Source organism: Micromonospora sp. CPCC 205561 (assembly GCF_036906775.1).
In the GTDB taxonomy this organism is placed as follows: Bacteria; Actinomycetota; Actinomycetes; order Mycobacteriales; family Micromonosporaceae; genus Micromonospora.
In genome coordinates this window covers 18,942-41,030 of sequence record NZ_JBAKHV010000036.1, presented here as the reverse complement: position 1 = coordinate 41,030, position 22,089 = coordinate 18,942, and the positions used below count along the sequence as shown (strand labels likewise).

The 22,089-nt window shown below is 73.8% G+C and carries 21 protein-coding genes; 11 read left to right on the top strand and 10 right to left on the bottom strand.

Annotation, left to right across the window (positions count from 1 at the left end; genetic code table 11):
* Positions 1-32: 32 nt before the first annotated feature.
* The gene (gene ctaC / locus V6V16_RS19095; protein ID WP_334563889.1) at positions 33-1,004 is read left to right on the top strand and encodes an aa3-type cytochrome oxidase subunit II; all 972 of its coding nucleotides are present in this window, start codon (positions 33-35) and stop codon (positions 1,002-1,004) included.
* A 10-nt stretch (positions 1,005-1,014) separates the two neighbouring features.
* Complete coding sequence (locus tag V6V16_RS19090; RefSeq protein ID WP_334563887.1) at positions 1,015-1,443, top strand: cytochrome c oxidase subunit 4; 429 nt, start codon at positions 1,015-1,017, stop codon at positions 1,441-1,443.
* 225 nt (positions 1,444-1,668) lie between these two features.
* Here V6V16_RS19090 and V6V16_RS19085 read toward each other — a convergent pair whose 3' ends face one another.
* The 4 genes from V6V16_RS19085 to V6V16_RS19070 all read right to left on the bottom strand — a co-directional run bounded on the left by V6V16_RS19085 (position 1,669) and on the right by V6V16_RS19070 (position 4,683).
* The gene (locus V6V16_RS19085) at positions 1,669-1,878 is read right to left on the bottom strand and encodes a hypothetical protein (RefSeq protein ID WP_334563885.1); all 210 of its coding nucleotides are present in this window, start codon (positions 1,876-1,878) and stop codon (positions 1,669-1,671) included.
* 147 nt (positions 1,879-2,025) lie between these two features.
* Positions 2,026-3,072 (bottom strand): anthranilate phosphoribosyltransferase, encoded by a 1,047-nt coding sequence (gene trpD / locus V6V16_RS19080; protein WP_334563883.1) that lies wholly within the window; start codon positions 3,070-3,072, stop codon positions 2,026-2,028.
* An 87-nt stretch (positions 3,073-3,159) separates the two neighbouring features.
* Positions 3,160-3,555 (bottom strand): hypothetical protein, encoded by a 396-nt coding sequence (locus tag V6V16_RS19075; RefSeq protein WP_334563882.1) that lies wholly within the window; start codon positions 3,553-3,555, stop codon positions 3,160-3,162.
* Between the two features lie 183 nt (positions 3,556-3,738).
* Positions 3,739-4,683, bottom strand: a complete 945-nt coding sequence (locus tag V6V16_RS19070; protein ID WP_334563881.1) for a cytochrome c oxidase assembly protein — start codon at positions 4,681-4,683, stop codon at positions 3,739-3,741.
* A 108-nt stretch (positions 4,684-4,791) separates the two neighbouring features.
* Between V6V16_RS19070 and ctaE the strand changes: the two genes are divergently transcribed.
* The 5 genes from ctaE to V6V16_RS19045 all read left to right on the top strand — a co-directional run bounded on the left by ctaE (position 4,792) and on the right by V6V16_RS19045 (position 9,935).
* Positions 4,792-5,391 carry an aa3-type cytochrome oxidase subunit III gene (ctaE, locus tag V6V16_RS19065; protein WP_334563879.1) on the top strand — a complete coding sequence of 200 codons (600 nt, stop codon included), beginning with the start codon at positions 4,792-4,794 and terminating at the stop codon, positions 5,389-5,391.
* A gap of 73 nt (positions 5,392-5,464) precedes the next feature.
* Positions 5,465-6,298, top strand: a complete 834-nt coding sequence (qcrC, locus tag V6V16_RS19060) for a cytochrome bc1 complex diheme cytochrome c subunit (protein ID WP_334563876.1) — start codon at positions 5,465-5,467, stop codon at positions 6,296-6,298.
* Positions 6,299-6,365: 67 nt separating this feature from the next.
* Positions 6,366-7,454, top strand: a complete 1,089-nt coding sequence (gene qcrA / locus V6V16_RS19055; RefSeq protein ID WP_334563874.1) for a cytochrome bc1 complex Rieske iron-sulfur subunit — start codon at positions 6,366-6,368, stop codon at positions 7,452-7,454.
* Entirely contained in the window at positions 7,451-9,082 is a 1,632-nt protein-coding gene (gene qcrB, locus V6V16_RS19050; protein WP_334563872.1) for a cytochrome bc1 complex cytochrome b subunit, read from the top strand. Before qcrA ends, qcrB begins: the two co-directional genes overlap by 4 nt.
* A gap of 178 nt (positions 9,083-9,260) precedes the next feature.
* On the top strand, positions 9,261-9,935 hold the full coding sequence (locus V6V16_RS19045) for a DUF4142 domain-containing protein (RefSeq protein ID WP_334563870.1): 675 nt from the start codon (positions 9,261-9,263) through the stop codon (positions 9,933-9,935).
* Positions 9,936-9,998: 63 nt separating this feature from the next.
* On the opposite strand, the gene V6V16_RS19040 is transcribed toward V6V16_RS19045, so the two are convergent.
* The 5 genes from V6V16_RS19040 to V6V16_RS19020 all read right to left on the bottom strand — a co-directional run bounded on the left by V6V16_RS19040 (position 9,999) and on the right by V6V16_RS19020 (position 15,470).
* Positions 9,999-10,286: an Lrp/AsnC family transcriptional regulator gene (locus V6V16_RS19040; protein WP_334563868.1), complete on the bottom strand. Its 288-nt coding sequence runs from the start codon at positions 10,284-10,286 to the stop codon at positions 9,999-10,001.
* Positions 10,287-10,322: 36 nt separating this feature from the next.
* Positions 10,323-11,201: a nucleotidyltransferase family protein gene (locus tag V6V16_RS19035; protein WP_334563866.1), complete on the bottom strand. Its 879-nt coding sequence runs from the start codon at positions 11,199-11,201 to the stop codon at positions 10,323-10,325.
* Positions 11,198-11,740, bottom strand: a complete 543-nt coding sequence (locus V6V16_RS19030; protein WP_334563864.1) for an NUDIX domain-containing protein — start codon at positions 11,738-11,740, stop codon at positions 11,198-11,200. The genes V6V16_RS19035 and V6V16_RS19030 overlap by 4 nt, the downstream gene beginning before the upstream one ends.
* A 52-nt stretch (positions 11,741-11,792) precedes the next feature.
* Positions 11,793-13,586, bottom strand: coding sequence for a RelA/SpoT family protein (locus tag V6V16_RS19025; RefSeq protein ID WP_334563935.1), 1,794 nt, complete (start codon positions 13,584-13,586; stop codon positions 11,793-11,795).
* Between the two features lie 129 nt (positions 13,587-13,715).
* Positions 13,716-15,470: a DEDD exonuclease domain-containing protein gene (locus V6V16_RS19020; protein WP_334563862.1), complete on the bottom strand. Its 1,755-nt coding sequence runs from the start codon at positions 15,468-15,470 to the stop codon at positions 13,716-13,718.
* Between the two features lie 127 nt (positions 15,471-15,597).
* Here V6V16_RS19020 and V6V16_RS19015 point away from each other — a divergent pair, with 127 nt between their 5' ends.
* From V6V16_RS19015 to V6V16_RS19000, 4 genes are all read left to right on the top strand, one after another.
* On the top strand, positions 15,598-17,028 hold the full coding sequence (locus tag V6V16_RS19015) for an NYN domain-containing protein (protein WP_334563860.1): 1,431 nt from the start codon (positions 15,598-15,600) through the stop codon (positions 17,026-17,028).
* A gap of 146 nt (positions 17,029-17,174) precedes the next feature.
* The gene (locus V6V16_RS19010) at positions 17,175-17,387 is read left to right on the top strand and encodes a hypothetical protein (RefSeq protein ID WP_334563858.1); all 213 of its coding nucleotides are present in this window, start codon (positions 17,175-17,177) and stop codon (positions 17,385-17,387) included.
* A 411-nt stretch (positions 17,388-17,798) separates the two neighbouring features.
* Positions 17,799-19,058 (top strand): M48 family metallopeptidase, encoded by a 1,260-nt coding sequence (locus V6V16_RS19005; protein ID WP_334563856.1) that lies wholly within the window; start codon positions 17,799-17,801, stop codon positions 19,056-19,058.
* The gene (locus V6V16_RS19000) at positions 19,055-20,179 is read left to right on the top strand and encodes a glycosyltransferase family 4 protein (protein WP_334563854.1); all 1,125 of its coding nucleotides are present in this window, start codon (positions 19,055-19,057) and stop codon (positions 20,177-20,179) included. Before V6V16_RS19005 ends, V6V16_RS19000 begins: the two co-directional genes overlap by 4 nt.
* Before the next feature lie 162 nt (positions 20,180-20,341).
* Here the strand turns inward: V6V16_RS19000 and V6V16_RS18995 are convergent, their stop codons facing one another.
* Positions 20,342-21,997, bottom strand: coding sequence for a putative bifunctional diguanylate cyclase/phosphodiesterase (locus V6V16_RS18995; RefSeq protein WP_334563933.1), 1,656 nt, complete (start codon positions 21,995-21,997; stop codon positions 20,342-20,344).
* Positions 21,998-22,089: the final 92 nt, after the last annotated feature.

The following is a 22,089-nucleotide window of genomic DNA, read 5'->3' as shown; positions in this document are numbered from 1 at the left end:
CACACCGCGGCGCGCTAGGGAGGCAGGACCAGGTGGTCGCAAGGAGTTCGGAGGTACGGCCGTCGGCCGTACGGCACAGCGCTTCCCCCGGAGCCGGTGGGCGCCGGGGACGTGCTGCCGGTCGGATCGCCGGGCTCGGTCTCGGCGGAGCGGCGCTGCTGGTACTGCTCTCGGGCTGCGACGTCGGCAAGGCGTTCGGCGGCTTCGGCTGGCCGCAGGGCGGCATCACGCCCGAATCGCACCGGATGTACGACCTGTGGATCGCCTCGTGCATCGCTGCGCTCGCCGTCGGCGTCTTCGTGTGGGGCCTGATCTTCTGGTGCGTCGTGCGCTACCGCAAGCGCGGCAACGAGCTGCCGGTGCAGACCCGCTACAACATGCCGATGGAGTTCCTCTACACCATCGCGCCGATCCTGATCGTCTCCGTGCTCTTCTACTACACGGCGATCGTGCAGACCGACGTGGTGCGGACGACCAAGAACCCCGACATCACGGTCGAGGTGGTCGCGTTCAAGTGGAACTGGCAGTTCAACTACCGCGACGGCCAGGGCCGCGACGCCAACACCGTCGCCTCCGTGCTGGGCACCAGCGAGGTCATCCCGATCCTGGTGCTGCCGACGGACCGCTCCATCCGCTTCGAGCAGACCAGCCGCGACGTCATCCACTCGTTCTGGGTGCCGGAGCTGCTGTTCAAGCGCGACGTGATGCCGGGCAAGATCCGCAACGTGTTCGAGGTCTCGAAGCTGGAGGCCGAGGGCGCCTACGTCGGCCGCTGCGCCGAGCTCTGCGGCAGCTACCACGCGTTCATGAACTTCGAGCTACGGGTCGTCTCCCCGGAGAAGTACGAGCAGTTCCTGGCGGCCAAGCGGGACGGCCGTTCCACGCAGGAGGCGCTGACGGCCATCGGCGAGGACCCGTACGCGAAGACCACCAAGCCGTTCGAGACCCGCCGCACCGAGGCGAACTTCAACCCCGACGACGCGCCGGCCGGCGCGGGAAGCTGAGGGATCGGGCATGAAGACCGAGTGGCGTATCTTCCTGGTCATCGCCGGGTTCCTGCTCTTCGCCACCTTCCTCTACGGCGGGTGGACCGCCGCCGACGCCGGTGGCCAGGTCGAGTGGGTCGGCACGGTCGCCCTGCTGCTGAGCTTCCTGCTCTGCTCCATGTGCGGCGGCTTCTTCTGGTTCGTCTCCCGCCGCATCGATCTGCGCCCGGAGGACCGGCCGGACGGTGAGATCGCCGACGGCGCGGGCGAGATCGGCTTCTTCAGCCCGGGCAGCTACTGGCCGCTCGGCCTGGCGGTGGCCGTCGCGCTCGCCGGCTTCGGCCTGGCGTTCTGGCAGTTCTGGCTGCTCGGCCTCGGCATGGTGGCGGTCACGTTCGCCGTCTGCGGCCTGCTCTTCGAGTATTACAGCGGCACGCGGCGCACCGCCGAGCACTGACCCGGCGGTCGCGTGCGCGCGGCCCGCGAGCGTGTCGAAGGCCCGCCTCCCTCGGGAGGCGGGCCTTCGGTCGTGACGGGGTCCACGGACTGTGGCTGCTGGCCGGGCCCTCGCCGGACGCGGCCGGCGAGGGTGGGTGACCGACACCAGACCGGTTGGGCGGCCAACTCGGTTCGGCGCGGCCGGGGCGCGGCGTGGCGCGGTCCACGCCGCGGCACCGAGGGGTCAGGCGGCGCGCCGGTGCGCCGGCGGGCGGCGGCGGCGCCGGTCGGCCAGGCGCGTCGGGCGGAACGCGAACGTGGCGATGAGCACGGCCGCGCCGCAGCCCGTGCAGACCAGCTCGGGGCAGTCGGCGTCGTGGCCGTCGGCGCACGGCGGCGCCTCGAACGGCTCGACGCCCTCGCAGGTGTCGCAGTAGAGCTCGCGCTCCGACACGGGCGTCTCCTCTCGTTGCGGTCCCGCGGGGTGCGACGCACGTCCTCGGGAGTGCCGCGCACACGGCGCAGGACGGATGTGGGAATCACTCAGCTGTAGTTTCCCACGGAGGTCCGACAACTTCCGCGCCGCCAGCCGCCCCGGCCCTCAGAGCGCCCGGGCGACCTCGATCCAGCGGTCGAGGACGCGGGCGGCGGCCCCGGAGTCGACGGCCTCGGTCGCCCGGTCCATCCCGGCCCGCAGCGCGTCGGCGAGATCGCCGTCCAGCGGCCCCTGGGTGGCCAGCGCGGCCGCCGCGTTGACCAGGACGGCGTCGCGCACCGGGCCGGTCTCGCCGGCCAGCAGCCGGCGGACCACGGCGGCGTTGTAGGCCGCGTCTCCGCCCCGCAGGTCGGCCAGGGTCGCCCGGGGCACCCCGAGGTCCGTCGCGTCCAGCAGCGTCTCCCGTACGGTGCCGCCCTGGGCCACCCAGACCCGGGTGGGTGCGGCGGTGGTGAACTCGTCCAGGCCGTCCTCACCGCGCATCACCAGCACCGAGTCGCCCCGGGCGGCGAAGACGCCGGCCATCACCGGAGCCATCCGGCGGTCGAAGCAGCCGACCGCCGCGGCGCGCGGCCGGGCCGGGTTGGTCAGCGGGCCGAGGAAGTTGAAGACGGTGGGCACGCCCAGCTCCCGGCGCACCGGGCCGGTGTGCCGCATCCCGGGATGGAACCGGGCCGCGAAGCAGAAGCCGATGCCGGCCTCCGCCACGCAGCGGGCCACCCCCTCCGGACCCAGGTCGAGCGGCACCCCGAGAAACTCCAGCACGTCGGCGGTGCCGCACGAGGAGGAGGCCGCCCGGTTGCCGTGCTTGACCACGCGGACGCCGGCCCCGGCCACCACCAGCGAGGCCATGGTGGAGATGTTGACCGTGTGCGCGAGGTCACCACCCGTGCCGACCACGTCGAGGGCGGTGTCGCGGAGTCCGGCCGGCAGCTCGACCGGGACCGCCCGACCGAGCATCGTCTCCACCAGGCCGGCCAGCTCGGCCGAGGTCTCGCCCTTGGCGCGCAGCGCGACGACGAAGCCCGCCATCTGCGCCGGGGCGGCGGAGCCGGCCATGATCTCGCCCATCGCCCACGCGGTGTCGGCGGCGGTGAGCTCCTCGCCGCGCAGCAGCGCGTTGAGCAGGTGCGGCCAGGTCCGATCGCCCATGGCGGGCCTCCCGAGCGTACGAGATGCGGGTGGGATGGAACCGGCGCCGGTCGGTCCGGCGCCGTGGCGGGCCGGGGCGGGGGGACGTCAGGCGGGTGCGTGCGTCCGCAGCAGCTCGGCCACCGTGGTGCCGGTGGTCACCGGGTCGAGCGGGTGCACCAGGGTGGCGTCGACCTCGGCGTAGGCCGCGAGCCACCGGTCGGCGGCGCGGGCGATCACCACGCAGGTCGGGGGAGCGTCGGCCCGGTCGTCCTTGATCTGCCGGGCGATGCCGATGCCGCCGCCCGGGCTCGCCTCGCCGTCGAGCAGCAGCAGGTCGATCTCGTAGTCGTCGACGAGCCGGACGCACTCGGCGTAGGTGGACGCCTCGACGAACTCGACCCGCAGACCGGGCGCGGGGCGCGGGCCCACGGCGAGCCGCATGCCGTCGCGGACCTGCGCCTCGTTGCTGTAGAGCAGGACGGTGCAAAGACGATCGCTCATGCCGGCACTCCGCTTCGCTCCGTGCCGTCGTCGGGCACCATCGCACTGCGCTTGATCATTCGTTCGCTGTGCTCACTCATTGGCTGGACAGGCTCCCACCTCGTAGCTGCCCGCTGATCGTACCGGTCGGTGTGAGGTCTGCGACGTCCGCCCGGGGCGCGTCGGGGCGTACGCCCGACCCGCTCAGGCGGCGGACTCGGCGGCGCGCTGGCGGGCCTCCTGGCGGTCGAGGTCGCGGTCGACCCGGCGGGCCTCCCGCTCGGCGTGCCGCATCCACTGCACGACCAGCACGGCGAGCATGGTCACGCTGACGAACTCCCCGCCCGCCCAGAGGATGCCGCCGGCGACCACCTGGTCCTGCCACGGGTCCGACCAGGTCAGCCCGAGCGAGGGGTACCAGTCCCCGCCGAAGAGCGTGCTGCTCTGCATGATGGTGAGCCCCAGCACGGTGTGGAACGGCACGGAGAGCAGCATCAGCAGCGCCCGGGCCGGGTACGGCCAGCGGCCCGGCAGCGGGTCGAGCCCGAGCAGCGGCCAGAAGAACACGCAGCCGGTCATGATGAAGTGCGCGTGCACGAGCTCGTGCGCCCACGCGTGTTCGAGGGTGTAGCGGTACAGGTCGGTGAAGTAGAGCGCGAACGGGTTCACCACGAAGATGGCGAACGCCACCAGCGGGAAGCTGTAGATCCGCGCGATCCGGCTGTGCACGACCGCCAGCAGCCGCTTGCGGGGCCGCGGCGGCAGGGTACGCAGGGCCAGCGTCACCGGGGCGCCCAGCGCGAGGAAGATCGGTGAGATCATGGAGAGCACCATGTGCTGGACCATGTGCACCGAGAGCAGCGCCGTGTCGTACGCGTGCAGCCCGCTGACCGTGACCGCCGCGATGCCGCCGAGGCCGGGGCCGAGGAAGAAGACCGTCCGGGCGACCGGCCACCGGTCGCCCCGCACCCGCAGGCGGTGCACCCCGTAGAGGTAGACGCCGGCGGCGAGCACCAGGCCGACGGCCAGCCAGCTGTCCAGCCTGGTTTCGGTGAACACCGAGGTGACGGTGAACGGCGGTGGGGTGGCCGCGCTCACCGCCGGCGCGGCGAGCGGGGCTGCGGCGGAGATCGGATCGGCGTGCAGCACGCTTTTCAGCCTAGGTCAGGCGAACCGGACTGCCCCGATCGGGCTGCGGATGCCACGGGTTTGGCCCCCCGCTGATCGCGGGCCCCGGTCAGGGGCAATAATGACCGCGTGACTGCGGCCCCAGCCATTGACAAGAGCCGGATCCACTCCCTGACCCGACCCAACATGGTCAGCGTCGGGACGATCGTGTGGCTCTCCAGTGAACTCATGTTCTTCGCGGCGCTGTTCGCGATGTACTTCTCCATCCGCGCGGCGGCGCCGGAGCAGTGGGCGAAGCACACCGAGCACCTCAACATCCCCTACGCGACCACCTTCACGGTGATCCTGGTGTTGTCCTCGGTGACCTGCCAGCTCGGTGTCTTCGCCGCCGAGAAGGGTGACGTCCACGCGCTGCGGCGCTGGTTCACGGTCACCTTCGTGATGGGCCTGATCTTCGTCCTCGGCCAGCTCAACGAGTACCGCGAGCTGGTGCACGGGGGCATCAAGATCAACGAAGACGGCTACGGGTCGATGTTCTACCTCACCACCGGCTTCCACGGCCTGCACGTCGCCGGCGGTCTGGTCGCCTTCGTCATCTTCATGATCCGCACCACCATGGGCCGGTTCACGCCGGCGCAGGCCACGTCGGCGATCGTCGTGTCCTACTACTGGCACTTCGTCGACGTCGTGTGGATCGGGCTCTACGCCATGATCTACTGGCTTCAGTGATCTTGGCGCGTCACGAACCGCGCCGCCGCTCCGTCCCCTGAGACAAGGTCCAACCCGGTTAAGGACACAGGTCATGACTTCTGACAACGACCGCCGACGCGGTCTGCTCGCGCGGCTGCGTGAGCGGCCCGCGGCGCGCAGCAGGGGCCGCCGCCGGCTGGGCGCCGCGGTCCGGCTGCTCGCCGCGTTGATGCTGGCCGGCGGCGCCTACACCGTCTTCGCCCCCGGCGCGCAGGCGCAGGACACCCCGCTCACCGGTGCCGCCGCGGAGGGCAAGGCGCTGTTCGACGTGAGCTGTGTGACCTGCCACGGTCGCAACGCCCAGGGCGTCGAGGGACGCGGGCCGAGCCTGGTGGGCGTCGGCGGGGCCTCGGTCGAGTTCCAGGTCGGCACCGGCCGCATGCCGATGGCCCGGCAGGAGGCCCAGGCCCAGCGCAAGCCGGAGCTCTTCACCGACGAGGAGGTCCGCCAGCTGGCCCAGTACGTCCAGGAGCTCGGCGGCGGCCCGGTGGTGCCCGAGGGCGACAACCTGCACGCGGACGGCAACCTCGCCGCCGGTGGCGAGCTGTTCCGGATCAACTGCGCCCAGTGCCACGCCTTCGGCGGCGGCGGCGGCGCCCTCTCCTCCGGCAAGTACGCGCCGAGCCTGCGCCCGGCCACCGACCGGCAGATCTACGCCGCGATGCTGAGCGGCCCGCAGAACATGCCGGTCTTCGGCGACAACCAGATCACTCCGGACCAGAAGGCGGACATCATCGCCTACATCCAGGAGACCCTGAAGCACGACCGGGATCCGGGTGGCTTCAACCTCGGTCGGTACGGGCCGTCCACCGAGGGACTGGCGATCTTCCTGGTGGGTATCGTCGCGCTCGTCTTCGCGAGCCTGTGGATCGCGGGCAAGTCGTGACCGGTCGACTCATCCGATTCAGTGCCCTGGTGCCGCAGCCCGGCACCGCGCGTAGCGAGGTGACGGCATGACCACGCACACCGAGCACCAGGCCCAGCAGAGCCGGGAACCGCTCGACGTGAACACCCCCGGGCTCAGCCAGTTCGACATCGTCCTGGAGGGCGCGCGCCGGGACGACATCGAGATTGTCCACTACGAGCCGCAGGTCGCGCCGGGCAGCAAGGCCGAGCGCCGGCTGACCCGTACGGTCGCGTCGTTCTTCCTGCTGACCGGCCTCGCGGCGACCGCCTTCCTGGTGATCTACATCTGGTGGCCGTGGAAGTACACCCCGGGCAGCGGTGGCGACAAGTGGTACACCCCGCTGCTCGGCCTCACCCTCGGCGTGGCCCTGCTCGGCATCGGCTTCGGCATCCTGACCTGGGGCAAGAAGCTGTTGCCGAAGGAGGTCTCGATCCAGGACCGGCACGAGGGTGCCGTCTCCGAGGACGACCGGACCATCACCGGCCAGACGATGCTCTACATGGCCGACGAGCTGGGCGTGAAGCGCCGGCCGCTGCTCGGCATCTCGCTGCTGGCCGGCCTCGCGCCGTTCGGCGCGGTCGCCGCGGCGCCCCTGGTCGGCGGCCTGATCTCCCAGCCGCACAAGAACAACCAGATGTTCACCACCGGGTTCGCCCCGGCGGAGGGCGGCCAGAAGATCCGGCTGGTCCGTGAGGACGGCCGGCCGGTGCGCCCCGCGGACATCAGCAGCGGCGGCCAGCTCACCGTCTTCCCCGGCATCGAGCACGGCGTGAGCAACCAGCACGCGGACTCGCCGACCCTGCTGATCCACCTTCGGGACTCCGACGCGCAGGAGTCGCGCCGGGCCAACGAGCGGGTCGGGCACGGCGACTACATGTGGGGCAACTACGCCGCCTACTCGAAGATCTGCACGCACGCCGGCTGCCCGGCGAGCCTGTACGAGCAGCAGACCAACCGGCTGCTCTGCCCGTGCCACCAGTCGCAGTTCCTGATCACCGACAACGCCCGGCCCATCTTCGGCCCGGCCAGCCGTCGGCTGCCGCAGCTGCCGATCGAGGTGGACTCCGAGGGCTACTTCGTGGCCAAGTCCGACTACACCGAGACCGTCGGGCCCGACTTCTGGGAGCGGCCGTGAAACGGCGCAAGTTTGACATGGCAGCAGTGCCGGGCAACGCCGCCCGGGGAGTGGACGACCGCTTCCAGGTGGCCACCCCGCTGCGCCGGCTGCTGAACAAGGTCTTCCCGGACCACTGGTCCTTCCTGCTCGGCGAGATCGCGCTGTTCTCGTTCGTCATCCTGCTGCTGACGGGGGTCTTCCTGACCTTCTTCTACGAGCCGGCGATGACCGAGGTGGTCTACAACGGCAGCTACGCCCCGCTGCGGGGCACGCCGATGTCGGCCGCGTACGCCTCCAGCCTGGACATCTCGTTCGACGTCCGGGGCGGCCTGATCATGCGGCAGATGCACCACTGGTCGGCGCTGCTCTTCATGGCCGCCATCGTGGTGCACATGCTCCGGGTCTTCTTCACCGGCGCGTTCCGCAAGCCGCGCGAGACCAACTGGATCATCGGTTCGCTGCTGTTCTGGGTCGGCTTCCTCGCCGGCTTCACCGGCTACTCGCTGCCGGACGACGGCCTCTCCGGCACCGGCCTGCGGATCGCCTCGGCGATCATGCTCTCCATCCCGGTGGTCGGCTCCTGGGTCACCTCGTCGGTCTTCGGCGGGGAGTTCCCCGGCACCATCATCATCAGCCGGTTCTACATCGCCCACGTGCTGCTCGTCCCGGGCCTGCTGCTCGCGCTGATCGGCGCCCACCTGGGCCTGGTCTTCAAGCAGAAGCACACCCAGTGGCCCGGCCCCGGCCGGACCAACGGCAACGTGGTCGGCGAGCGGATGTTCCCCCGCTACGCGCTCAAGCAGGGCGGCTTCTTCATGGTCGTCTTCGGCGTGGTCGCGCTGATGGGCGGCCTGTTCCAGATCAACCCGATCTGGCTCTTCGGCCCGTACGAGGCGTGGGTCGTCTCCGCGGCCAGCCAGCCCGACTGGTACGTCATGTTCCTCGACGGCTCGACCCGGCTGATGCCCGCCTGGGAGATCAACATCCCGATCGGCGACGGGTACGTGATCCCGCCGCTGTTCTGGCCGACGGTCGTGCTGCCGGGCATCCTGGTGGGCCTGTCGACGCTCTACCCGTTCCTGGAGGCCCGGCGCCTCAAGGACACCAGGAGCCACAACCTGCTCCAGCGGCCCCGGGACGTGCCGGCCCGGACCGCCCTGGGCGCCATGGCGGTCGCGTTCTTCATCGTGCTGACCCTCTCCGGCGCCAACGACGTCATCGCCGACAAGTTCCAGATCAGCCTGAACGCGATGACCTGGGCGGGCCGCATCGGCCTGCTCCTCGTGCCGCCGTTGGCGTACTACGTCACCTACCGGCTCTGCCTGGGCCTGCAGCAGCACGACCGGGAGGTGCTCGCCCACGGTGTCGAGACCGGCATCATCCGGCGCCTGCCCGACGGTCGGTTCGAGGAGGTCCACCAGCCGCTCGCGGCGGTCGACGGCCACGCGGACGGCCACGGCGAGCTGCCGTACGCCGGCTGGGTCGTGCCGAAGAAGATGAACCGGCTCGGCGCCCTCGGCCCGGCCATCCGGGGCTTCTTCTACCCGATCGAGCGGCCGGCCGAGGCGCCGGTCTCGCCCGGCCACCCGCCGATCTCCTCCCGCCCGGAGCGGGAGGAGATCGGCAGCGGCGGAAGCCGCCGCTGACCTCGCGACACCTCGACGTGGCGCCCGCCGGAGTCCTCCGGCGGGCGCCACGTCCGTTTCCGCCCCTCGACGGGTCGACACGGGCGGGTGGCTCCGTCGCCGCCCGGGACGGGGGATCGCAGGAATAACCCCGGTCAGCCGGGTATCCGTGCGGTCCAACGTCTCAGGGGGAGGAAGCATGTTGGGAATCAAACGCCTCGGTCTGCTGGCCGCGCTGGTGCTGGTGGGCTTCGCGCCGGCCGCGGCGGCGCAGGCCGCCGTGCAGCCGTCACAGCAGGACACCCAGTACCTGCAGGCCGTGCACCAGGTCAACCTGTTCGAGATCACCGCGGGTGACCTCGCGCAGCAGAAGGGCCAGAACCAGGGGGTCAAGGACCTGGGCGCCCGGTTCAAGACGGACCACACCCAGCTCGACCAGACGGTGCAACAGACCGCGTCACAGCTCGGTGTGCAGCTGCCCAGCGAGCCCACCGCGGATCAGCAGGCCGTCATCGACCAGCTGAACAACGCCAGCGGCGAGGAGTTCGACCGGCTCTGGGTGACCAGCGAGCTGGCCGGGCACGTCCAGTCCATCCAGGCCACCCAGACGGAGATCTCGCAGGGCTCCGAACCGTCGGTGGTCCAGTTGGCCCAGACCGCGCTGCCGACGCTGCAGGCGCACTACGACGCGCTCGTGCAGCTGGCGGAGCAGATGGGCATCCCGGTGCCGCAGACCAGCGCCAGCGGCACCCCGGGCCCGGGCGGCACGACGCCGGCTCCGGGCGGCACCACCGGGACCCCGGCTCCGGGCGGCACCACCGAGTCGCCGGCTCCGGGCGGCACCTTCGAGACGCCGGCTCCCACACAGAGCTGACGTCGCGCGGGTGACACGACGGCCGGTCCGCCCCACGGGTGGACCGGCCGTCGGGCGCGCGCGTCAGTCGGCGTTCGCGAGGCCGATCGCGAACGCCGACTCCAGGTCGTGCTGCGAGTACGCCCGGAAGGCGATGTGCGACTCGGTGTTGAGCACCCCCGGCACCTTGGAGATGTGGCCGGCGATCACCTGGGCGATCTGGTCGAACTCCCGGACCCGGACCATCGCGATCAGGTCGACGTGGCCGGCCACCGAGTAGACCTCGCTGACGCCGGGCAGGTTGGCCAGGGTCTCGGCCACCTCGGGGATCGAGTCGGTGGCGCAGTCGATCAGCACGATCGCGGTGATCACGGGGCATTTCTCCGTTCGTCGGCGTCGTCGCCCATGCTAGATGCTCCCGCGGCCGGGGGACGGCGGTGTGCCGGGGACGGTGAGGGCCGTGCCGGCACGCACCACGTCGCGGAGCCGCTCGTCGGGCCCGACGGTGGCGCCGGGCCAGACGACCGCGCGTTCCACGTCGCCGCGCACGACCGCGCCCGCCCCTACCACCGCCGTCCGGCAACGGCCGGTCACCGTCGCCGTCGGGTCCACCAGGTTGCCGCCGTCGGCGGCGTGCAGGTTGGCCGCCAGGTAGTCGGCGGGGGTGCCGGTGTCGTAGAACGTGCCGGGGTAGGGCACGACGCTCAGCGCGCCGGCCGCCTCCGCCGGGCGCCAGACCGCCCGGACGAGGTCGCCGAACCCGGGCGGCAGCTCCCGTACGAGCCGCCACGGCAGCAGCGAGAAGCCGGTGAACACGTGGCCGTCGAAGGTGCCCGGCGCCGTAGGGTCGGGGGCGGGCTGGCCGAGCAGGCGTACGGAGTCGCCGTCCCAGCCGTGCAGCAGCGCGGCGATGTCGGGGCCCGGGCGACGACCGGGGTCGGCGAGGTAGGCGTCGGCGTTGCCCACCAGCACCCCGCGCCCGGCGATCCAGTCCCGCAGGTTCGCCACGCCCCCGGCGGTGCCGAGCGGGTCGCCCGGCTCGACCGAGAGGTGGGCGCGCCTGCCGACGTGGTCGACGACCTGCGCGCCGAGGTAGCAGGCGTTGACCGCGACCCGGTCGGGCCCGACGAGGCCGAGCCCGGCCAGCCGGTCCAGCGCCCGGTCGAGCAGCGGGACGTTGCCCACCGGGCAGAGCGCCTTGGGCAGTCGCTCGGTCAGCGGTCGCAGCCGGGTGCCCTCGCCGGCGGCGAGCACCACCGCGCAGAGCTCGGCCCGGCCGGCGTTCACGGGCGGATGTCGGGTACCGGCGGCGGGAACTGCCCGGCCAGCGGCCCGATGTCGTAGTACGCGAGCAGCCGGGCCGTGGGCCAGGTCAGCTTGGGCAGGTCGTCCAGCGGGTGCCAGGCGGCCTCGAAGACCTCGGCGCCGTCGACCTTCAGCTCCGTGGTGGACGCCGGCACCTCGGCGGTGAACACGACGTCCACCCAGCCCTTGGCGTGCACCACCGCGTTCGGGACGGCGGGGCGCAACTGCCGGGGCGAGAGCCGGATGCCGGACTCCTCGTGCAGCTCCCGGGCAGCGCCCACCACCGGGGCCTCGCCCTTCTGCAACAGGCCGGCGGGCAGCCCCCAACCCTTGCCGGGCGGCTGGCGCAGCAGCAGCAGCCGGCCCGCTCCCGCGGCCTCGCTGTCGCGCACGAGGGTGACCGCGCCGACGATGTACTTCGGCACGGCCAGCCGGACCAGGCGGCGGCGCACCGGCAGCGGCAGCCGGTAGAAGACCTGGTAGGCGACGGCCCGACCGGTGGCGCGGGAGCGGGGGATCATGCCTCCAGGCTAGTGGCCGCGAGGAACGTTCGGACGACCCGGGCCCACGCCCTCACTGCCGGTGGTCCACCAGGTCGATGAGCTGGCACACCACCGCGTCCGGCTCGATCACCCGGTCGAAGACCGCGACCAGCAGCGTCTCCAGGTCGGGGTAGCCCAGCTCCTCGGAGAGGCGCAGCAGCGGCAGGTCGCTGGCCAGGCCCCGGTCGTGCTTGCGCAGGGCGAGGCCGATGGTGGCCCGGCCCAGGCGGACCTTGTCGGTGATGGAGATGCCCGGCTCGCTGTGGTCGGCGAACCACCGGCTGATCTGCATCTGCGCGTGCGGCGACTTGACGAAGCCGAGCCACTCCTTGCGGGGGCCGCGCGGCGCGACGTCGGCGTCGAAGCCGTTCGCGGCGTCGCTCTCGGTGAAGATCTCCACCACGTCGCCCTCGTCCAGCTCCGAGGAGAGCGGGACCAGCCGGCCGTTGATCCGTGCCGCCAGGCAGTGGTCGCCGCGCGCGGTGCCCAACTCGTACGCGAGGTCGACCGGGGTCGCCCCGGCCGGCAGCACGATCTGCCGCCCGTCGGCGAAGACCTGGATCTGCGCCTCGGCGAGGTCACAGCGCAGCGACTCGAGGAACTGGGCCGGGTCGGCCGCGTCCTGCTCCCAGTCGAGCACCCGCCGCAGCCAGTCGAGCTGGTCGGCGCAGGCCACGCCGGTCCCACCGCCGGAACGCGGGAAGCGGAAGCCGGCGGCCACGCCGTACTCCGCCGAGCGGTGCATCTCCTCGGTGCGGATCAGCACCTCCACGGTGCGGTTCTTAGGCCCGCAGACGCTGGTGTGCAGCGAGCGGTAGAGGTTGTTCTTGGGGGAGGCGATGAAGTCCTTGAACCGGCCGGGCACCGGCCGCCACAGGCCGTGGACCGCGCCCAGCGCCGCGTAGCAGTCGGTCGCCGGGCCGTCGACCACGATCGCGATGCGGGGCAGGTCGTAGGGGGCGCTGTGCCCCCCGGCCACGGTGTCCTTCCAGATCGAGTAGAGGTGCCGGGGTCGGGGCGTCACCGCCGCGTCGACCCGGCTGCGGCGCAGGGCGGACCTCGTCTGGCTGACCACCTCGTCGAGGTACGCGTCCCACCCTGGCCGGTCGTGCACGTGCCGGGCCATCCGGGCGTGCTCCTCGGGCTCCAGGTGCAGCAGCACCACGTCGTCGAGCTCCCGCTTGAGCGTCTGGATGCCGAGCCGGTCACAGAGCGGGACGAGCACCTCCTGCGTCTTGCGGGCGATCCGCTCCCGGGAGGCGGCGGAGCGGACGCCGAGGGTACGCATGTTGTGCAGCCGGTCGGCCAGCTTGATGATCAGGACCCGGACGTCCTTGCCGGCCGCGATGATCATTTTTCGGATCGTCTCGGCCTCGGCCGCCTTGCCGTAGAAGGCCTTGTCGAACTTGGTGACCCCGTCGACCAGGTGCGCCACCTCGGGGCCGAAGTCCTCGGCGAGGGCCTGGAGGGTGTAGCGGGTGTCCTCCACGGTGTCGTGCAGCAGCGCGGCGACCAGCGTGATGGCGTCCATGCCGATCTCGGCGCAGATCTGCGCCACCGCCAGCGGATGGGTGATGTAGGGCTCGCCGCTCTTGCGGAACTGCCCACGGTGCATGTTCTCGGCGATGGTGTAGGCCCGACGCAGCACGGAGGGCTCGGTGCCGGGGTGGATGGTCCGGTGGGTCCGGACCAGGTGGCTGACCGGGTCGTTGTCGGCGGTGGGCCAGCTCAGCAACGACCGGAGCCGGCGGGCCAGGGGCAGCTCGCCCGGTTGGGTCGGAAGGGCGCCCCCCAGGGCGGCGCCGTGTCCGGCGTCGACGTCCACCTGGGACACCTCCTCACCCCGGCTCGCGGCCGCCGACATCCCGGCAACCGGGAGCAGGCCCACGAAACGGGCAGGACTGCACTTCTCTAACAGAGTAAGGGAGCCGACGTAGTCCGATCGGTCACTTGGTCATGGGCGTTCGGTCGAGACTTGACGGGACGCGGCGTTCTCGGCCTTGCCCAGCAGGTCGCGGTAGCGGGCCGCACCGGCCACCGGGGACGCCCACGCCGAGGACATCTCCACCAACCGGGTCTCCGGTCGCTCCAACCAGGACAGGATCCGCTCGGTCTCCTCGGCCGTGGCGTGCGGCACCGGGCCGTGCCCGGGCGGGACGGTCTCGGCGGTCGCCCGGATCGCGGCGATCGTCGGTCGGGGGTGGACGCCCGGCGGCGAGACGCCGGCCCCGGCCAGCCGGCCGTGGCGCACCAGGGCCAGCTCCCAGCCGCCCCGGGCCGCCGGGCGCGCGGCGGCCAGCTCGGCGATCCCGCTCAGCGCCGTCAGCCGCTGCATGCGCACCGTGGCCCGCAGCACCGCCGCCAGCCGGGACCGCACCACCGCCGCCTCCTCGTAGCGCTGGGCGCCCGAGAGCGCCTCGATGCGGGCGAGGAGGGCGTCGACCACCGGCTGGGGATCGCTGGTGGTCGCGGTGCGGAAGGGCGCGACCGCCCGGATGTCGTACTCCTCCGGGGTGATCCGGTGCTCGCAGGGCGCCGGGCAGCGTCCCAGCTCGGCCAGCGCGCAGGCCGGCGTGACCGTGCGCAGCGAGAGCCGGTGGGTGCACTGCCGCAGCGGCACGGCGTCGTGGAACCCGGCGGCGGCCAGCTCCGCCCCCCGGCGGGAGCTGAACGGGCCGAGGTAGGCGGCGTCGCCGGGGGAGATGGCCCGGACCACCGACAGCCGGGGGTAGGGCCCGTCGGTCAGCTTCAGCCACAGCACCCGCTCGGGGAACTTCGACCGCCGGTTGTACGGCGGGGCGTGCGCCCCGATCAGCCGCAGCTCGCGGACCTCCGCCTCCAGCGAGTGGGCGCACTCCACCGCCTCCACCCGCTCGGCCGCGGCGAGCATCTCGGAGATCCGGGCCCGCTTCTCCGCCGCCGTGAAGTAGCTGCGCACCCGGGTGGCGATGTCGCCGGAGGTGCCGACGTAGAGCGGTCGGTCGTCCGCGGCGCGGAAGATGTAGACGCCCGGCGCCTTGGGCAGCCCCTCGGCCAGGTGCCGCTTGCGCCGCTGGGTCGGGGTGACGGCGCGGGCGAACTCGATCGCCTCGCCCACCGTGTCGACCCGGTGCCCGCCGAGGCGGGCGATCAGCCCGTGCAGCACGTCGACGGTGGCCTTGGCGTCGTCGAGGGCCCGGTGGGTCGGCTGGGTCGCGGTGTGGAAGAAGGCCGCCAGGGTGCCGAGCTTGCGGTTGGGCACCTCGTCGCGGGTCAGCACGCGGCGCGCCAGCGCGGCCGTGTCGAGCACCCGCGGGTTGGGCCAGCGGTAGCCGTGCTTCGCGCACGCCGCCTTGAGGAACCCCACGTCGTAGGGGGCGTTGTGGGCGACCAGCACCGCGTCGGCGATGAACTCCAGGAAACTCGGCAGCACCTGCTCGATCGGCGGGGCCGGCACCAGCATGGCCTGGGTGATGCCGGTGAGCACGGTGATGAACGGCGGGATGGGCACGCCGGGGTTGACCAGGGTGGCCAGCACGCCCAGCTCCTCGCCGCCGCGCACCTTCACCGCACCGATCTCGGTGATCCCGCCGCCGTCCGGCGCGCCGCCGGTGGTCTCCAGGTCGACCACCACGAACGTCGTCGCGTACAGCGGCAACGCCGGGTCGATCCCGCCCGCGCCCGGGTCGAAACCGGCCAGCGGCTCCTGGACGTACTCGGTCTGTGCCATCGGCGGCACCGTAACGTTCCGGTCCGACACTCCCGTCCCTGCGGTCCCAGGCGTCACCACCGGTCTAGGATGAGAGATCGGCTCACTCACCGGGCGGTGGGCCCGGTCGCGGTGGGAGACTTGCCACATGCCCCTCACCGAGCCGCACGACGACCACCTCCCCCGGGAGGAGTCGGTCGACGCCGCGGGTGACGCCGGTGCTGGGGCCGCCCCCGAGGAGACCGGCCAGGCCGCCGAGCGGGCTCTCGCCGAGCCGGAGCCCGTCCTGCCCGAGCCCGTCCGGCAGCGCATCGTGGCGCTCACGGCGGCCGTGCTGCCGGGGCTGCCGGCCGACGAGGTGCCGGTGCCACTGCGGCGGGTCGCCAAGTTCGCCCCCAACCGCCGCGCCCGGCTCGGTGCTCCGGTGATCGCCGCCCAGCTGACCGCCGACCCGCTGTTCCGGCAGCGGATCACCGCCCGGGTGCTCGCCGACACCGGCGACCTGGGGACGGCGGTGCTGGAGGGCACCGCGCCGGCCGCGGCCGACCCGGTCGAGGTGGCGGCGCTGGCCTACCTGGCCCGGCCGCGGGGCTGGCGGGAGTTGATCGAGGCGAGCGGCGCGGCGGTCCGCGCCGAGGCCGACAGCGCCGTCGTCGCCGAGCTGGTCCGCGAGGCCGAGCAGCGGGCCGGCCGCGCCGAGCACGACCGGGCGGTGGCCCGGGTCGAGGCGGAGAAGCTCCGCGACGAGCTGGCCCGGGTCCGCGAGGAGCTCGGTCAGCTGCGCGAGGAGTCCCGCCAGCTGACCCGGTCCCTGCGGGAGACACAGGCCCGCGAACGCAAGGCCGCCGAGCTGCTCGCCACCGAGCGGGGCCGGGCAGCCCGGGCGGCGGCGGACGCCGACGCGGAGCTGCGCCGGGTCCGGGCCCGGCTGGCCGAGGCGGAGTCGGCCGCCGGGGTCGCCCGGGCCAGCGCCAAGGAGGCACGCTCGGTCGACGACGCGCGGCTCTGGCTGCTGCTGGAGACCATCGGCCAGGCTGCCGTCGGGCTCCGCCGCGAGCTGGCCCTCGACCCGGTCGAGAAGCTGCCCGCCGACTTCGTCGCCGACGCCTTCGCCGAGCAGCCCGGCGGCACGGCGGCCGGCGCCGCGACCCGCGCCCGGGACACCGACGACCCGGCCCGCCTCGACCAGCTGCTCGCCCTGCCCCGGGCCCACCTGGTCGTCGACGGCTACAACGTGACCAAGCGTGGCTTCGGCGAGATGTCGCTGGAGCAGCAGCGCAAGCGGCTGATCACGGGCCTGGGCGGGATCGCCGCGCAGACCGGCGACGAGGTCACCGTGGTCTTCGACGGCGCGGAGCGGATGCACGGGCTGCCGCCCGCGCCGCGCGGCGTGCGGGTGCTCTTCTCCCGCAAGGGGGAGACCGCCGACGAGCTGATCCGGCGCCTCGTCCGGGCCGAGCCGCCGGGCCGTCCCGTGGTGGTCGTCTCCTCGGACCGCGAGGTCGCCGACGGCGTACGCCGACACGGCGCGTACCCGCTCGGCGCCGACTCGCTGCTGCGGCGGCTGTCCCGGTCCTGATCGGGCGCTCTTGATCGCTTTCGGGCCCTCCGCGACCCCGTTGTCCCTTTTCTGTCGTACCCCCCGCCTAGCGTCGTCGTGACCGACGGTGCCCGGGCGGCGACGGTGACGCCCCGCCCGGTCGCCGCAGCGCACCAGGAGGCGAGATGCTCATCGACTGCGCGGGGTGCGGGATCCGGGGGAGCGGCTGCTCCGACTGTCTGGTGACCGCCCTGCTCGACGATTCGTCCCCGACCGCCCGGCTCGGTGGCCCCGAGGCCCGAGCGATCGAGGTGTTCGCCCGGGCGGGGTTCGAGGTGGAGGTGCTGCCCGACCCCCGGCCGGTCCGACGCCCCGCCCGGCGGCACCGGGCCGCCTAGCGGGTCCCTGGCCGGCCGGGCGGCCCTTCGGGCGGTCGCCGGGCCGCCGCGTCGCCCCGCGCCCGCCGTGGCGTCGCCCGGCCGCCCTGCGCCCGCCGTGGCTTCGTGCCGTCGGGCGCCGTGCCGTTCAGGTCGTCCGGCGGTGTGCCCCCGCGCGTGACCGCCGGTCCGGCCTTTCCGGGCGGTCACGGCGGAGGGGGTCGCGACGCCGGTGCCGGCGCGGCGCGGTGGCCGTCGGGCGGGCAATAGGATGGGCGGTCACGGCGGAGGGAGCGGCGGCATGACGCGGGTACGACGCGACGGCGAGAGCCCCGCCGCGACCGGCGGCGTCGCGGGCCGCCGTCGGACGGGCCCCACCGGCGGCGTCGCCGGCCGTCGGCGCCGGCACGGGGCGACCTCGGGCGGACGGCGGTGAGCCCGCGCGGCTGGGCGGTGCTGTCGCTCGTCGCGCTGACCGTGGCCCTGGTGGTGACCGCGGTGCTGCTGATCCCGTGGCACCGGCCGCCCGCCCCCCGGGCCGACCAGCTCGCCGCGCTGGGCGACCTCCCCGCCGAGCAGGTGGCCCGCAGCCGGGAGTTCCGCTCCGCGCTGCGCCCCGCCGGCTGGGCCGCGATCGCCCTCGGCCTGTTGGTGGCCCTGGCGCTCGGCCTGACCCCGCTGGGCAGCCGGCTGGTCGAGCTCGCGGGCCGTCCCTTCGGCGGCCACTGGGCCGCCCAGGCGGTGCTCGGCGGGCTCGCCGTGGTACTCGTCGCCGACCTGGTCACCCTCCCGTTCGCCGCCTGGCGCCAGAGCGTGCTCACCCGCTACGGGCTGAGCACCAACGGCTGGAGCGGCTGGGCGGCCGACCTGCTCAAGTCGTACGCGGTCAGCGCGGTCATCGGCGCGCTCGCGCTGCTCGGCTTCTACACCGTCATCCGGCTCTCGCCGCGCTGGTGGTGGGCGTTCGGCGCGGCCGGGGCGGCGACCCTGGTGGTGCTGCTCTCCTTCGTGCTGCCGGTGCTGGTGGAACCCGTGTTCAACAGGTTCACCCCGATGGAGCAGGGTCCGTTGCGCGCCCAGCTGATGCAGCTGGCGGCGCGCGACGGCGTCCCGGTACGCGACGTGCTGGTCGCCGACGCCTCCCGCCGGACCCGGGCGGTGAACGCGTACGTCTCGGGGCTCGGGCCGACCCGGCGGGTGGTGGTCTACGACACGCTGCTGCGCGAGGCGACGCCCGCCGAGGTGACCGCCGTGGTGGCGCACGAGCTCGGGCACGCCAAGGACCGGGACGTCCCGGTCGGCACGCTGACCGGGGCGCTGGGCGCCGCCGCCGCGGTGGTCGCGCTCTACCTGCTCGGCTCCTCCGGCCCGCTGCTGCGCCTGGCCGGCGTCGACTCGGTCGCCCAGCCGCGCGCGTTCCCGATGCTGCTCGCCCTGGTGACGGTGGCCGGGCTGGTCTCCGCGCCGGTGCAGGCGCTGATGTCGCGGCGGGTGGAGGCGCGCGCCGACGCGCACGCGCTCGCGCTGACCGGCGACCCGGCCGCCTTCGAGGCGATGCAGCGCCGGCTCGCCGGGATCAACCTCGCCGACCCCGACCCGCCGCGCTGGGAATACCTCTACTCCGCCACGCACCCGTCCACGGTCGAGCGGATCGCCGCCGCCCGCGCCCACGCCAGGGAGGCCGGCCGATGAGCCGCACGCTGCTGGTCACCAACGACTTCCCGCCCCGCCCCGGCGGGATCCAGTCCTTCGTGCACAACCTCGCGGTGCGCCAGCCGCCCGGGTCGGTGGTGGTCTACGCCTCGACGTGGCGGGGCGCGGAGAAGTTCGACGCCGACCAGCCGTTCGAGGTGGTCCGGGACCGCACGCGGGTGCTGCTGCCCACCCCGTCGGTCGCCCGCCGGGCCGCCCGGCTGGCGCGGGCGTACGACTGCGACACGGTGTGGTTCGGCGCGGCGGCCCCGCTCGGGCTGCTCGCGGCCGGCCTGCGCCGCCGCACGGGCATCCGCCGGGCGGTGGCACAGACCCACGGGCACGAGGTCGGCTGGGCGGCGCTGCCGGCCGCGCGGGCCGCGTTGCGCCGGATCGGGCGGGGGGTCGACGTGACGACCTACCTGGGCGAGTACACCCGGGTGCGGCTGGAGCGGGCGCTGCACGGGGTGACCGAGCTGCGCCGGCTCGCGCCGGGGGTGGACGTGGACGCCTACCACCCGTCGGTCGACGGCGAACCGGTGCGGCGCCGGCTCGGGCTGGTCGACCGTCCGGTGGTGGTCTGCGTGTCGCGGCTGGTGCCGCGCAAGGGGCAGGACATGCTGATCCGGGCGCTGCCCGAGATCCGTCGCCGGGTGCCCGACGTCGCGCTGCTGGTGGTCGGGGGCGGGCCCTACCGGGCCACGCTGGAGAAGCTGGCCCGCCAGACGGGCGTCGAGCGGGACGTGGTCTTCACCGGTTCGGTCCCGTCGGCCGAGTTGCCGGCCCACTACGCCGCCGGCGACGTCTACGCGATGCCGTGCCGCACCCGCAACCGCGGTCTCGACGTCGAGGGGCTCGGGATCGTCTACCTGGAGGCCTCCGCCACCGGCCTGCCGGTGGTCGCCGGGGACTCCGGCGGCGCCCCGGACGCGGTCCGCGAGGGCGAGACGGGGTTCGTGGTCCGCGGCCGGGACGTGGCCCAGCTCGCCGACCGGGTGGCCACCCTGCTCGCCGACCGGGACCTGGCCCGGCGGCTCGGCGCGGCCGGGCGCGCGTGGGTGGAGCGGGAGTGGCGCTGGGAGGCGCAGGCGCAGCGGATGGCCGCCCTGCTCGCCGGCTGACGGCGCTCCGGCGCGTCGAGCGGTCGGGCCACGCGTCCCGGGCGCGTCGACCGCGACGGAGACGCCCCGGACCCGACCGGCGTCGTCATCCCGCGCGAGGGGGCGTGGGTGGCCGGCCCGGCAGCCGCCGGAGGTGGCCGGGGCCGCCCGCTGTGGCGACCGTCAGCGCAGGCGGGCCAGGACGCGCTCGGCGGAGCCCGGGCGGCCGAAGTGCCAGCCCTGGCCGGCGTCGCAGTCGATCGCCCGCAGCCGCTCGGCCTGCTCGGCCGTCTCGACGCCCTCGGCGGTGACGGTCAGGTCCAGCGCGTGCGCCAGCGACACCAGCGAGGCGAGGATCCGCTCGTCGGCCCGGGGCTCCGGCGCCCGCAGCCCGGCCACGAACTGTCCGGCCACCTTGAGCTCGGTCACCGGCAGGTCGCGCAGGTAGGCCAGGTTGCAGTAGCCGGTGCCGAAGTCGTCGATGGCGATGCGGACCCCGAGGTCGGCCAGCACCCGCAGCGCGCGTACGGGCTCCTCGGCGGTGCTCATCATGGTGCTCTCGGTGATCTCCAGTTGCAGCCGCTCCGGCGACAGGCCGGTGTGCCGCAGCAGGGCGAGCACCTCCTGGACCAGGCCGGGGCGGCGTACCTGCCGCACGGCCAGGTTGACGCTGACGAACGGCGCCGGCCCGTCGCCGGCGGTCCAGCTCTCCGCCTGCCGGCAGGCCTCGGCCAGCACCCACCCGCCGAGCGGGACGATCAGGCCGGTCTCCTCGGCCAGCCCGATGAAGCTGTCGGGACGCAGGACGCCCAGCTCCGGGTGCCGCCAGCGCACCAACGCCTCCATGCCGAGCACCCGGCCGTCGTGCAGCGAGGTCAGCGGCTGGAAGTCGAGGTAGAACTCGCCCCGTTCCAGCGCGGCCGGGATCGCCGCGGAGAGCGCGTACCGGGCCAGGTCCTGGCGGTCCCGGTCGGCGTCGTAGAGCGCCCAGCGGGCACCGCCGGCGGCCTTCGCCCAGTGCAGCGTGCTGTCGGCGGCCCGCATCAGGTCCCCGGGTGAGGTGCCGGCGACCTTCCGCTCGACGATGCCGATGCTCGCCGAGACGCTCAGCTCGTGCCCGTCCACCAGCACCGGCTCGCGTACCGCGGCGAGCGCGGCCTCGGCCACGGCGACGACGTCTCCGGTGCCGCTGGTGCCCTCGACCAGGACGACGAACTCGTCCCCGCCGAGCCGGGCGACCAGGTGCCCGTCGAGGGCCCGACGGAGCCGGCCCGCCACCGCCACCAGCAGCCCGTCGCCGACCTGGTGGCCGTGCGAGTCGTTGACGACCTTGAAACGGTCGAGGTCCAGGAAACAGATGCCGAGGCGCTCCGCGCCCCCGGCGGGGGAGTCGATCGCCGCGCTGAGGCGCTCGGTCAACAGGGTGCGGTTGGGCAGGTCGGTCAGCGGGTCGTGGGTCGCCTGGTGGCGGAAGCGCGCCTCGCTGCTGCGCAGCGCCCGCTCCGCCTCCGCCCGGGCGGTCATCGCGGCCCGGCGGATCGACTCCTGCTCGTCCAGCGTCCGGTCCCGCAGCGCGCGGGCGTAGCCGGTCGCCACGGCGGCCAGCAGCCGGGCGAGCCGGTCCTCGACCTCCTCGCCCACCAGCCCGAGATCGCGTGCCAGCCGGAGCTGGACGACCTCGATCGTCCGACCCAGCGCCTCGGCCGAGGCGATGTGCGCGGCCACCAGCTCCGTGCCCACCCGGTGCCCGACCCGCAGGTCGATCGGCTCGGACAGCAGCGCCGCCGCGAGCCGCTCGGTGTGCTCCTGCAGCAGCGCCTCGAGCTGCGCCTGGGTCATCGGCAGGTAGCTGGTCCCGGAGACGGCCTTGGCCCACGCCCGGGCGAAGACGCCCGGGCGGGACGGGGGCCGCGGCGCGGGGGCGGGAGGGG

Coding starts and splice junctions, on each gene's coding strand:
- V6V16_RS19090 (WP_334563887.1), top strand. CDS start 1,015: ATGAAGACCGAGTGGCGTATCTTCCTGGTCATCGCCGGGTTCCTGCTC.
- trpD (WP_334563883.1), bottom strand. CDS start 3,072: ATGGGCGATCGGACCTGGCCGCACCTGCTCAACGCGCTGCTGCGCGGC.
- V6V16_RS19075 (WP_334563882.1), bottom strand. CDS start 3,555: ATGAGCGATCGTCTTTGCACCGTCCTGCTCTACAGCAACGAGGCGCAG.
- qcrC (WP_334563876.1), top strand. CDS start 5,465: ATGACTTCTGACAACGACCGCCGACGCGGTCTGCTCGCGCGGCTGCGT.
- qcrA (WP_334563874.1), top strand. CDS start 6,366: ATGACCACGCACACCGAGCACCAGGCCCAGCAGAGCCGGGAACCGCTC.
- V6V16_RS19045 (WP_334563870.1), top strand. CDS start 9,261: ATGTTGGGAATCAAACGCCTCGGTCTGCTGGCCGCGCTGGTGCTGGTG.
- V6V16_RS19030 (WP_334563864.1), bottom strand. CDS start 11,740: ATGATCCCCCGCTCCCGCGCCACCGGTCGGGCCGTCGCCTACCAGGTC.
- V6V16_RS19020 (WP_334563862.1), bottom strand. CDS start 15,470: ATGGCACAGACCGAGTACGTCCAGGAGCCGCTGGCCGGTTTCGACCCG.
- V6V16_RS19015 (WP_334563860.1), top strand. CDS start 15,598: ATGCCCCTCACCGAGCCGCACGACGACCACCTCCCCCGGGAGGAGTCG.
- V6V16_RS19010 (WP_334563858.1), top strand. CDS start 17,175: ATGCTCATCGACTGCGCGGGGTGCGGGATCCGGGGGAGCGGCTGCTCC.
- V6V16_RS19000 (WP_334563854.1), top strand. CDS start 19,055: ATGAGCCGCACGCTGCTGGTCACCAACGACTTCCCGCCCCGCCCCGGC.
- V6V16_RS18995 (WP_334563933.1), bottom strand. CDS start 21,997: ATGACCCAGGCGCAGCTCGAGGCGCTGCTGCAGGAGCACACCGAGCGG.